11 protein-coding genes and 1 tRNA gene are annotated in these 10,636 nt (G+C 34.4%); 9 read left to right on the forward strand and 3 right to left on the reverse strand.

Annotated elements, in window-relative coordinates; all coding sequences use genetic code 11:
- Window positions 1-2,124 (forward strand): RNA degradosome polyphosphate kinase, encoded by a 2,124-nt coding sequence (locus LKE46_RS13355; RefSeq protein WP_291723261.1) that lies wholly within the window; start codon window positions 1-3, stop codon window positions 2,122-2,124.
- Window positions 2,125-2,127: 3 nt separating this feature from the next.
- Here the strand turns inward: LKE46_RS13355 and sdaAA are convergent, their stop codons facing one another.
- Genes sdaAA through LKE46_RS13370 form a run of 3 tightly spaced genes read right to left on the reverse strand, consistent with a single transcriptional unit; the run spans window position 2,128 to window position 5,403 of the window.
- The gene (gene sdaAA / locus LKE46_RS13360) at window positions 2,128-3,003 is read right to left on the reverse strand and encodes an L-serine ammonia-lyase, iron-sulfur-dependent, subunit alpha (RefSeq protein WP_291723263.1); all 876 of its coding nucleotides are present in this window, start codon (window positions 3,001-3,003) and stop codon (window positions 2,128-2,130) included.
- 1 nt (window position 3,004) lies between these two features.
- A complete protein-coding gene (sdaAB, locus tag LKE46_RS13365; protein ID WP_291723266.1) occupies window positions 3,005-3,688 on the reverse strand; it encodes an L-serine ammonia-lyase, iron-sulfur-dependent subunit beta in 684 nt (227 codons plus the stop codon).
- Window positions 3,689-3,708: 20 nt separating this feature from the next.
- Window positions 3,709-5,403 (reverse strand): nucleoside kinase, encoded by a 1,695-nt coding sequence (locus LKE46_RS13370; protein ID WP_291723268.1) that lies wholly within the window; start codon window positions 5,401-5,403, stop codon window positions 3,709-3,711.
- Window positions 5,404-5,521: 118 nt separating this feature from the next.
- Here LKE46_RS13370 and LKE46_RS13375 point away from each other — a divergent pair, with 118 nt between their 5' ends.
- The 8 genes from LKE46_RS13375 to LKE46_RS13410 all read left to right on the forward strand — a co-directional run bounded on the left by LKE46_RS13375 (window position 5,522) and on the right by LKE46_RS13410 (window position 10,569).
- Window positions 5,522-6,190, forward strand: coding sequence for a DUF421 domain-containing protein (locus tag LKE46_RS13375; protein WP_291723271.1), 669 nt, complete (start codon window positions 5,522-5,524; stop codon window positions 6,188-6,190).
- A gap of 36 nt (window positions 6,191-6,226) precedes the next feature.
- The gene (locus tag LKE46_RS13380; protein ID WP_291723274.1) at window positions 6,227-6,607 is read left to right on the forward strand and encodes a DUF4363 family protein; all 381 of its coding nucleotides are present in this window, start codon (window positions 6,227-6,229) and stop codon (window positions 6,605-6,607) included.
- A gap of 205 nt (window positions 6,608-6,812) precedes the next feature.
- The gene (gene fba, locus LKE46_RS13385) at window positions 6,813-7,745 is read left to right on the forward strand and encodes a class II fructose-1,6-bisphosphate aldolase (protein WP_291723277.1); all 933 of its coding nucleotides are present in this window, start codon (window positions 6,813-6,815) and stop codon (window positions 7,743-7,745) included.
- A gap of 148 nt (window positions 7,746-7,893) precedes the next feature.
- Window positions 7,894-8,427, forward strand: coding sequence for a class IV adenylate cyclase (locus LKE46_RS13390; protein ID WP_291725701.1), 534 nt, complete (start codon window positions 7,894-7,896; stop codon window positions 8,425-8,427).
- A 4-nt stretch (window positions 8,428-8,431) separates the two neighbouring features.
- Complete coding sequence (locus LKE46_RS13395) at window positions 8,432-9,307, forward strand: DUF5685 family protein (protein ID WP_291723279.1); 876 nt, start codon at window positions 8,432-8,434, stop codon at window positions 9,305-9,307.
- Entirely contained in the window at window positions 9,291-9,887 is a 597-nt protein-coding gene (locus tag LKE46_RS13400; RefSeq protein ID WP_291723282.1) for a J domain-containing protein, read from the forward strand. The genes LKE46_RS13395 and LKE46_RS13400 overlap by 17 nt, the downstream gene beginning before the upstream one ends.
- A 28-nt stretch (window positions 9,888-9,915) precedes the next feature.
- Window positions 9,916-10,431 (forward strand): hypothetical protein, encoded by a 516-nt coding sequence (locus LKE46_RS13405; RefSeq protein WP_291723285.1) that lies wholly within the window; start codon window positions 9,916-9,918, stop codon window positions 10,429-10,431.
- A 63-nt stretch (window positions 10,432-10,494) separates the two neighbouring features.
- A tRNA-Gln gene (locus tag LKE46_RS13410) sits at window positions 10,495-10,569 on the forward strand.
- Window positions 10,570-10,636 lie beyond the last annotated feature (67 nt).

Raw genomic sequence — 10,636 nt, forward strand, 5'->3', positions numbered from 1 at the left:
TTGAATAACTTCAATGATCCAAAAAATTTTATAAATAGAGAATTGAGCTGGCTTGAATTCAATAAAAGAGTTTTGGAAGAATGCAGGAATACAAAACATCCTCTCTTTGAAAGACTGAGATTTGTTTCAATCACGAGTTCAAATTTAGATGAATTTTTCATGGTAAGGGTAGGCTCACTTATAGACCAGATAAAGGCAGGTTTTACAAAACCTGATCCATCAGGACTGACTCCAAAGCAGCAATTAAAGGAAATTTGCAAAAGCACAGCCAAATTGGTCAATAAACAATGCAGCTATTACAATCGGTCTTTAAAGATAGCCCTTGGCAAGGAGAATATAAATTTTCTGACTATAAATGATTTAAATAAAAAACAACTTGATTATGTTCAGGATTATTATCATAAAAATGTATTTCCTGTAATTACTCCTATTTTAATTGACCAAAGTACTTCATTTCCTTTAATTTTAAATAAAAGTTTAAATATAGGATTGATTATAGAAGAAAACAAGGAAAAAGTTTTTGCTACAGTTGAAGTACCTTCCGTATTGAAAAGGATAATAGAAATACCTTCTGAAACAGGACTTAATGTAATAATGATAGAGGACTTAATCAAAAAAAATCTTTCTTCGCTGTTCGGTACTTCCAAAATATTGGCCTCGGGGTGTTACAGAGTTACAAGAAATGCAGATTTGACTCTTGATGAAGAAGGAGCTGAAGATCTGCTTGAAGCTATAGAGGAATCAATAAAGCAGCGTAAATGGGGAGCTGCCGTGCGCCTTGAAATAGAGCATGGAATAGACAAAGATATAGTTGATATTTTAGAGAGAGAACTTGAAATATCAAAAATTCAAGAATATGAGATAAATACTCCTCTTGATATGACTTTTTTAAAAGAATTGATAGGTATGAAAGACTACAAATACTTATGCTATGAATCTATAAAGCCTTATAATCCTCTAAAAAACATGGACAATAATGATATATTCCAAATTATTTCAGACAGGGATATACTGCTTCACCATCCTTATGAATCTTTCGATCCCATAGTAAATCTTGTAAGGCAGGCTGCACTTGATCCTTCAGTTCTGGCTATAAAGCAGACTCTCTACAGGGTAAGCGGGGACTCTCCCATTATAAAAGCCTTGATTTCAGCGGCTGAAAACAAAAAGCAGGTAACTGTTCTTGTAGAATTGAAGGCCAGATTTGATGAAGAAAGCAATATAAATTGGGCAAAACAGCTTGAAGAATCTGGATGTCATGTCATATATGGACTTGTAGGGCTTAAAACCCACTGCAAATTACTTCTCATAGTCAGGAGAGAAAAAAATGGAATAAAGAGATATGTACATATGGGAACCGGAAACTATAATGACGTGACGGCAAAATTGTATACGGACATAGGGCTTTTATCTTCAAATCCCTATTATGGTGAAGATGCTTCTACAATATTCAACATGTTGAGCGGTCATTCCATTCCGAAGGATTTGAAGAAATTGTGCATTGCTCCACTGAATTTAAGAGAACGATTTTTATATCTCATAGATCAGGAAATCCAAAATGCCAAAAGTGGAAAGCCAGCAAAAATAATTGCCAAAATGAATTCACTGGTAGACAAGAATATAATTCAAAACCTGTATAAGGCATCTTCTGCCGGGGTAAAAATTCATCTTGTTGTACGTGGAATTTGCTGTCTTCGTCCCAATGTTCCCAACGTAAGTGAGAATATAACCGTAATAAGTATAGTTGGGAGATTTCTTGAACACAGCAGAATATTCTATTTTTACAATAATGGCGAGGAACTCATATATTTGTCCAGTGCGGATTGGATGACAAGGAATCTTGACAGAAGAGTTGAACTTCTATTTCCAATTGAAAATATGGAGATAAAGGAAAACATCAAAAAAATTCTGAGTATATATCTGAAAGACACTATACAGAGTAAAAAATTAAATACGGACGGTACATACTCAAATATAGATAAGCGCGGGAAACAATTACTGGACAGCCAAAACACCTTTTATCAATATTCTCTGATAAGGAACAATGAAAACTCTAAAAAAACAGAGCTTTCAAAATCAAAATGGAGAGAAGAAGGTTTTGAGGTAAAGCAGGCAGATAGCTGAGTTTTATTTCTTCTCAGCTATTCTTTTTTTCAATTCCAATCCTGTTTTGGTAACTGCAAGACCACCAAGTGCCGTTTCCCTTAGTTCACAGGGCATGGATTTTCCGACCTCATACATAGCAGACACTACATCATCAAAAGGTATACGGCTGTGTACGCCTGCCATTACCATATCTGCCGCAGTAACTGCATTCACTGCCCCGGATACATTCCTCTTTGCACAAGGTATCTCCACAAGACCTGCTACAGGATCACACACGAGTCCCATTATATTTTTTATAACTATGGCCGCCGCACTAAGGCACATTTCCGGTGTCCCTCCCATCATTTCCACAACTGCCCCGGCTGCCATTGCAGCTGCCGATCCGCACTCTGCCTGACATCCTCCTTCCGCCCCTGCCAGAGTGGCATTTTTAGCTATTATGACACCTATACAACTTGCAGTAAACAGCGCCCTTACCAGCTCATCTTCATTCTTTTCCAGTTTTTCACCGGCAGTTATTATTACCGCCGGCAGAATCCCACAGGACCCTGCTGTTGGCGCAGCCACTATTTTACCCATGGAAGCATTCACTTCCGAACATGACAATGCCCTGGACATGACTTTTATCATAAAATTCCCGGTTAGAGAACTTGAATTCTGCAAATATGTATTTAGCCTGCAGGCATCTCCACCTATAAGACCGCTTACTGACTTTATGCTGTGAGTGAGCGCATATTCAGAAGATTGTTTCATTACATCCAGATTCCTCTTCATCTTCCGTATTATTTCCTGTTCAGAGATACCTGTTGAATTCACTTCATCTTCAATAGCATATTCCCATATTTTAATATTTCTCCTTCTACACAGTTCTATAAGTTCCTTTCCGCAATCAACCATATCACGATTCCCCCTGTACAGGATTTATAGCTACAGCTTCCCTTATTCTGGAAATGCCTCTTATTTCGTCTATAAGTTCTGTTTGTATTATATTATCAAGCTCAAGAACCATAAAAGCTGTGGAGCCTTTCCCCCTGGTTCTGTAAACCCTCATAAATGCTATATTTATATCATACTTATACAGCACTTCACACACATTCTTAATCATTCCCGGAATATCATAATGACTTATTATAAGCGTGGGATAATTCCCGGTGAACTCCACCTTGGTCCCATTTATTTCACTTACCAATATGTTTCCGCCGCCTATGGAGGATCCTACCATTTCAGTTTTGCTGCCATTTGTACTGCTGATTATGAACTTCACAGTATTGGGATGGACATCTCCCAGATCAGTCTCTAGAAACTCAATTTTAATATTCTGTTTTCTTGCAATCTCCATGGAATTTCTCAAGTTGTCATCCCATGGATTCATTCCAATCAGGCCTGCAGTCAATGCCTTGTCAGTACCATGTCCCCTATAGGTCCTGGCAAAAGATCCGTGAAGATAGCATTTTACACTTGATATATCTCCAGCTGCTACAATTCTTGCAATTTTACCCAATCTTGCGGCTCCTGCCGTATGGGAACTTGAAGGTCCTATCATGATCGGGCCCAAAATATCAAAGACTCCATATTGTCTCATATAAAGCTTCCTCCTAATCCTTAGTATTTATAAAAACAACTTCCGCCTATAAATTCTCTCAATATTGAATTATCAGGCACGAGATCCTCATCCACACTTTTGAAAAAGCTCAGGAAGCTTCTCAATCTAAGTGCTTCACAATATACCGGGCTGCTTTTTCTGATCTTTCTAAGTTCCTGCAGTGCATACTTCTTGAGCACACATAATTCGTATACCAGCGTAGAATTAAACATTACATCCGCATTTTCCTGAAATACGAATATATTTTTTTCCTCGCCTCTTTTTATTGACGGCCGCATCTTAAGTGTATCCTCTCCTTTATACCCTCTTGATATATAGTCTCTCACTATTCTTCTTATTATTCTTACATCCGTAGTTGCTATTCTATTATGGTTATCAAGATTTAACTGGGTAAGAGCACTTATATATATTTTGAATTTGTTTTCTGCAGGTATTGAGGATGTAAGAATTTCATTCAATCCATGAATTCCTTCTATGAGTATTATGCCATTTTGAGGCAGCTTAACTTTCTGTCCCGACCATTCCCTATGTCCACTTTTAAAATTAAATTCCGGGAGTTGTACTTCTCTTCCATCCATCAGCATTTGAAGATTTTTATTGAACAAATCTAAATCCAAGGCATATATGGATTCAAAATCATAATTGCCATTTTCATCTAAAGGAGTATATTTTCTTTCCACAAAATAATTATCAAGAGAAATCGGCAGTGGTTTATATCCATTGACTCCCATCTGTATTGCAAGCCTTCTTGAAAATGTGGTTTTCCCCGAAGAACTTGGACCGGCAATCAATACTGCCTTGACAGATTTCCTTTCACTTATCATATCTGCAATATATGCAATTTTTTTCTCATGGAGTGCTTCTGCAACTCTTATCATATATGATATATCATTATTTCTAACCTTGTCATTTAAAGAAGCCACATCGGATACTTCCAATATATTGTGCCATTTCTTGGTTTCAATAAATATCCTGTTTAACTTTCTGTATTCTACAAATTCAGGCAGAACTTCAGGATTATCCTTATCCGGGTATATCAATATAAAACCGGAATCATAGTATATCAAATCAAACAGTTTCAAAACTCCTGTTGAATATGCCATGCTGCTGTAAAAATAATCATATATTCCATCCATCTCATACAAATCCACGTAATCTGTATTTATATGTTCAAGTAGTTTTACCTTGTCTGCCATATTGTATTTTCTAAAAATACAAAGTGCCCTTTTTTTTGGAACCCTTACTTTATTTATAGGCATATCCCTGTCTATTATTTCCTGCATTCTATTTTTTATTTTTATTATGTCCTTTTCATTTAGAGGACTTGTTTTATTTATCTCGCCATATATTCCTTTTCCGAGAGAATGTTCTATAATAATCTCACAATCCTCGAATACATCATATACAGCTTTTATAAGTACAAATTGAAGGGTTCTCTCATAGGTCCTGTTTCCAATAATATCTGATAAATAAACAGGTTCAAAAACTCCACCTTCATTCAATGAATCTGTAAACTCGAAATATTTGCCATTTATCTTTGCAAGTAATGCAGGTTTATTATCATCATAATTTCCCCTGAATATTTTATACAAATTTGTACCCTTTTTCAAATTCAGTATCCTATCTTTTATTTTTACTTTTACATATAAATCATTGCAGATTGTATTATGCTCCCGATATTCCAGTTCACTCATCGTCTCATCTCCTTGGATTTATACTACTTCTATATTATACTTCATATTAATCTACAAATGTTCTTGTTTTGCTTATATTTTTACTATTAATGCAAAATATAAGCATGAGGTGATTTTTGTGTTTATTGTACTTTTTAGAACAATTATACTCTATATAGTAGTAGTAATTTCAATGAGACTTATGGGGAAAAAACAGATAGGTGAAATGGAACCTTTTGAACTCGTAATAGCCATAATGATATCCGAACTTGCATCTCTTCCAATGCAGGATACCAGAATATCAATATTAAGAGGTATAATACCTATAATTACTCTTTTATTTCTTCAAACCTGTTTTGCACTCATACAGCTTAAGAGTGAGAAAATGAGACTTATTCTAAGCGGCAAACCGAGCATACTTATAAGCAACGGCAAATTAGACTTTAAAGAACTGAAAAAGGAGAAATTCAATTTAAATGATCTTCTGGAGGAATTAAGGCTTCAAGGTTATTACAATGTATCCGATGTGGAATATGCTATTCTTGAGACAAGTGGAAAAATCTCTGTAATACCAAAAACAAATCTTTCACCCACAACCAAGGAAGACATGAAAATTCCATCTACACAGGATACACTTCCTCTAACTTTGATATTGGACGGAAAGATAAATTTGAAAAATTTGAACACGCTGAATAAAAACAGAAGCTGGCTAAAAAACATGCTAAAGAAGAACAACGTACATTCTATAGAGGAAGTACTGATAGCCATGGTAGATTCAAAAGGGAAATTTTTTTATCAGTGTAAATAATTCAATAAAACAATCTAGTGAAATGGATGTGATAAAATGAGGAGTTCCATAGCTTCCATAATTATGTTTGTAGTTATGGTAATATGTATAACATTTTCTATAAATTATCTAAAAAACAAAACACATATGCTGGAGTACTCGAATAATAAAATTGAAACAGCTATAAAATCCAATTCCTTTGAAAATGCTTCAAGATCCTTGAATGAATTTAAAACAATCTGGGATAATTACTCGCGAAACATATCAATATTTACAAATCACAATGAATTGGATGATATAGATGAACAAATTGAAAAACTAACCCAGTATATAAAATATGAAAATAAAGAAGAGTCTTTAATATCTACAAATATAATAAGAAGTATATTAAACCGCATACCTGAAATGGAAAAAGTGGATGTACAAAATTTGTTTTAGTTTATCTGAAACTCAGGTTCACAAAGTTTACAAAATAATTTATAATTAAGTTATGGAAAATATCATACTTATAGACTATAATAGATTATAGGAATTAACATCAAAGTCCCAGCGGGACTTGTACAGTCCCTTTCTGTGACTTATATACAGTTTAATTGATAAAATCAATTCACAAGTCAAATAAATTTTGAAAGGTGGAATAGAAATGGCGTTAGTTACTACAAAGGAGATGTTCAAGAAAGCATATGCTGGGAAATACTCAATAGGTGCTTTCAATATCAACAATCTCGAAATACTTCAAGGGGTTGTTAGAGGAGCAAAGGCCAGAAACTCTGCTGTTATTATTCAGTGTTCATCAGGAGCAATAAAATATGCTGGTTCAACATATATAGAGGCAATGGTCAGGGCTGCTATAGATGAAACCGGTATTGATGCAGCTCTTCATCTGGATCATGGTCCTGATCTGGAAACCGTAAAATTATGCGTAAAAAGTGGATTTACATCTGTTATGTTTGATGGTTCCCATTTTGACTATGATGAAAACGTAAAAAAGACAAAAGAGGTAGTTGAATATGCTCATGCCAATGGAGTAGTAGTTGAAGCAGAACTTGGAGTTTTGGCCGGAGTAGAAGACGATGTATCTGCAGACAAGCATATATATACTGATCCTGATCAAGCTGTAGATTTTGTAGACAGGACCGGCATTGATTCTCTGGCAATAGCTATAGGAACATCTCATGGAGCATTTAAATTCCCGCCGAACTTTAAACCAGCTTTAAGATTTGATATACTGGAACAGGTACAGGAAAAATTGCCTGGTTTTCCTATAGTACTTCACGGTGCCTCGGCTGTAGACCCGGAAGCAGTCAACACCTGTAATAAATACGGTGGAAACATAGCCAATGCAAAGGGAATACCTGTAGATATGCTTAGAAAGGCTTCCTCCATGGCTGTATGTAAAATAAACATGGATACCGATCTTAGATTGGCTATGACTGCTGCAGTAAGGAAAACATTCGCAGAACATCCGGAAGTATTCGATCCGAGAAAATATCTGGGGGCAGGAAGAGACTATATACAAAAAGTTGTAGAAGGAAAAATAGACAACGTATTAGGTTCTGCCAACTCATTAAATTAGCTATTTAGTTAAACCCCATTTAACTAAAATTAATAAAAACTTATATTTTATAAAATTGGTTCCTATACAAGTTATGGGAACTAATTTTATATTGTGTACATTTATGATATAATTCAAAATAATGATGGTTTTAGAAGTAGGTGATATTATTCAGGAATTAGAAACAAGAATAGTAAAAATAGATGTTGGTGCCGTAAAAAGCAAGTTAAAATACATAAATGCTCCCAGAGTAAAAATGGAAAATCAAATAAACAGTATTTATGATTATGAGGATAGGCGTTTAATAAATAACAGAGGTTATGCTAGAATAAGAGTAGTGGAAAATCTTCTTGACAATTCAGTTGATTATTATATGACTACGAAAAAACTGATAAGTCAGGGAACATACAAGATAATGGATGAAAATGAAATTAAAATATCCGATGCAGAAACGGGCAAAAAAATTTTTGAGTCTCTTGGTCTAAAACTGCAGCAGAACATAAAAAAATACAGAGAAAGCTATAAATATAAAAATAGTCTCATAGAAATAGATATAAATGATAGATCTTTTTGTCCCTTTCCCTATTTGGAAATAGAAACTCAAAATAATGATGAACTCCATGAAATAGTGGAACTTCTGGGTTACACTATAGAAGATACAACTTCGGAAACAATATATGAAATACTAAATAGAGAAAGGTAAGATTATGTTTGGTTATGTTACCCCCTGTATCTCGGAACTTAAAGTAAAAGACTATGAAAAATTCAAAGCATATTATTGCGGACTATGCAGATCTATAAAACATAATATTGGGAATATACCAAGAATAGCTTTGAACTATGATATGACATTCCTGGCCATACTGCTTGATAGCTTATCCGATAAAAAACTTGGATATGAAATAAAAAAATGTCTGGTTCATCCTATAAAGAAAAAAGTTATATTGAAGGATACTCCTGCATTAGAATATGCCTCCTTTTATAATATTACATTAAGTTGCTATAAATTTCTGGATGACATTAATGATGATCATTCAATAAAGAATAGGTTTTTATACGGTGCTTTTAAAATATATCTAAATAAATTGCCTGAAACATTCAATTCCAGTGTGAACTATATAAAAAACAGCTTATATAATTTATCCAGGATTGAAAATAATAATGAATGTAGCTCCTTTGACAGTATATGCCACCCATTTTCCGATCTCACCGCTTTCGTACTGTCAAATTATACATCTGAAAACAGGGAAAACTTATACTGGCTGGGATACAATTTGGGAAAGTGGATTTATATAATAGATGCTGTAGACGATCTGGAAAGGGATATGAAAAACAATAAATTCAATCCTCTAAACACTTGCTTCAACAGTAAGAATCTGGATTATGATCAGTTTTATCCCGAAATAAAGGACAGGGTTGATTTTATTTTGGGAACTTGTGCTTCACAGTGCATGAACTTTTTTAACAAACTTCCCATAGCAAAAAATGAAGATTTACTATATAACATATTGCAATATGGACTTTTAGAAAAAATGGATAAAGTATTTGAGAGAGGTGTCTACAAAAATGAAAAATCCCTATGAGGTACTTGGAATAAAAGAAAATGCTTCAAAAGAAGAAATCAAGAAGGCATACAGAAACCTGGCAAAAAAATATCATCCGGATCAATATGGAAACAATCCGTTAAAAGACCTGGCAGAAGATAAAATGCGGGACATAAACGCAGCTTATGATTATCTGATGAAAAATTCATCTGGTTCAGGAAATGGAAATACTTCCTACAGCAGCGGGAATACTTACTCAGGAGAAAACTCCGATTTGTATCAATCCATTGAGGTTGATATAAACAACGGCAACATACGGGATGCTGAAGAAAAGCTCTCAAGATGTACTACACAGGATGCTGAATGGAATTATCTTATGGGAATACTTAATTTGAGAAAGGGATGGTACAACGAGGCCTTTTCCAACCTGAGCACCGCATGCAGCATGGATCCCGATAATTTTAAATACAGATCTGCATTAAACAGGATGCAGAGCATGAATAATACTTACAGACAGCCCTATTACAATACGAGAAGGGGTGATTCCGACATCTGTAATATCTGTGCTACATTATACTGTCTGGACTGCCTTTGTGATGGAGGCGGCGCAGGCTGCTAATTTTACTATGATTTAAGGAGGAATGAAAATGTCCGGTAATTCAGCGAAATCCCTTTACATGGCTAAGGGAGGTCTTTTAACTGCCATTGGTGTGATTCTAATCTACGTGAGTGGAATAATACCAGTAAATAAAGCTTATTTATTGGCAATAGCATCTTTCATCATACCTCTTTCCATATTGATCACGGATATAAAAAATACATTTGTAGTTTATATTTGCACCTCCATATTGTCTATTCTTTTATGTGGAGTTAAATTTACTGTAATTACATATATACTTTTTTTCGGTCTATATGGTTTTGCAAAATTCTATATAGAGAAAATCAACAAAATAGTTTTGGAAATCATTCTCAAACTGCTATTTTCAAATGCCTGTGCAGCCATTTTATTCTTGATTTACAAGCTATTTTTCCCTGGACTGTTCAATCTTAGATTTTCATTGTACTTGATTATCATAGGACTCCAGATAGCTTTTATCTTATATGACTACGTTTTAACTTTGATTATAAATTTCATGGACAAAAGACTTTCTAAAAAAGTTTAAAATTTCCTTGACATTTAATTTTAAAATGGTATAATATTTAATGTCGATTGATTTTCAGGATAATGCCCATTCGCCAAATGGTAAGGCACCTGTCTCTGGAACAGGCATCTGTTGGTTCGAATCCAGCATGGGCAGCCAAAGAACTCATTTTGAGTTCTTTTTTTAAATTATTCTTGACAAAGTATTATTACATATTATAAAATTT

Origin of the sequence: Clostridium sp. (genome assembly GCF_022482905.1) — a bacterium.
GTDB lineage: Bacteria > Bacillota > Clostridia > Clostridiales > Clostridiaceae > Clostridium_B.

Coding starts and splice junctions, on each gene's coding strand:
- fba (WP_291723277.1), top strand. CDS start 6,813: ATGGCGTTAGTTACTACAAAGGAGATGTTCAAGAAAGCATATGCTGGG.
- sdaAA (WP_291723263.1), bottom strand. CDS start 3,003: ATGGTTGATTGCGGAAAGGAACTTATAGAACTGTGTAGAAGGAGAAAT.
- LKE46_RS13395 (WP_291723279.1), top strand. CDS start 8,432: ATGTTTGGTTATGTTACCCCCTGTATCTCGGAACTTAAAGTAAAAGAC.
- LKE46_RS13405 (WP_291723285.1), top strand. CDS start 9,916: ATGTCCGGTAATTCAGCGAAATCCCTTTACATGGCTAAGGGAGGTCTT.
- LKE46_RS13370 (WP_291723268.1), bottom strand. CDS start 5,403: ATGAGTGAACTGGAATATCGGGAGCATAATACAATCTGCAATGATTTA.
- LKE46_RS13380 (WP_291723274.1), top strand. CDS start 6,227: ATGAGGAGTTCCATAGCTTCCATAATTATGTTTGTAGTTATGGTAATA.
- LKE46_RS13400 (WP_291723282.1), top strand. CDS start 9,291: ATGAAAAATCCCTATGAGGTACTTGGAATAAAAGAAAATGCTTCAAAA.
- sdaAB (WP_291723266.1), bottom strand. CDS start 3,688: ATGAGACAATATGGAGTCTTTGATATTTTGGGCCCGATCATGATAGGA.